The following is a 783-nucleotide window of genomic DNA, read 5'->3' on the forward strand; positions in this document are numbered from 1 at the left end:
ATCATTTTACTCAACACGAGGAATATTTTGTATCTTCTCGGCCAAGATAGGGCTATTGCCAATATAGCGCAGGAATATAATAGTGGTGCTGCTATAGGGGTGGTGTTTTTTTATCTTTATGTGAATAGCCGGGGATTACTGTCAGCAATTGGTAATCCAAAGCCCTTAACCTGGGTTATGCTTGCGGCTATCCTTGTGAATTTTCTTATCTCTTGGCCGCTTATTTTTGGTATAGGTTCTGTAAGCGGATTAGGTGTCTTTGGTGCAGGAATTGCGAGCAGTTTGATCCGTATTTTAATTGTTATTGCAGCAGCAATAATTTTGTCCCGCAATTCTGCTTTTCATTCTTTTCGCTTTAATTATTTGAGACCAAAGTTAGAGATTTCACGAATAATAAAATTGCTGCGAGTAGGGCTACCCATTGGTATACGTATTCTTATTGCGGAGGGCTTTCCTTCGTTCATTGCATTCATGATTACGGCTTATGGGGTCGAATCTTTGGCCGCGCATACGATAGGGATGCGTCTCGATATGCTTATTTCTGTGGTGGCTTTGGGGATTTCCAGCGCAGCCGCGACAATAGCAGCGTGGTATAGAGCAGATAGGAATAATATGGCTCTAAAACAATTGCGTATGAGTGTCACTGTTTTTGCTGTAGCTTATGTCTTGTTTTTATCATGTATTGTTTATCTCTCTTATGGATTCATCCTTACACCCATCTTTAATATTTCTTCACAGCGCGTTCTTGTTTTCTCTTGCAAGTTGCTTCCGTTCCTTTTGTTG

At 40.7% G+C, this 783-nt stretch carries 1 protein-coding gene; it reads left to right on the plus strand.

The genetic code is table 11. The features are described from left to right. Nucleotides 1-3: 3 nt before the first annotated feature. Nucleotides 4-783: MATE family efflux transporter (locus ACFIJ7_RS09705; RefSeq protein ID WP_375645209.1), on the plus strand; the 780-nt coding region annotated here is incomplete at its 3' end.

It is taken from the genome of Bartonella sp. MR100HLJHH, from assembly GCF_042194215.1.
Lineage (GTDB): Bacteria > Pseudomonadota > Alphaproteobacteria > Rhizobiales > Rhizobiaceae > Bartonella > Bartonella grahamii.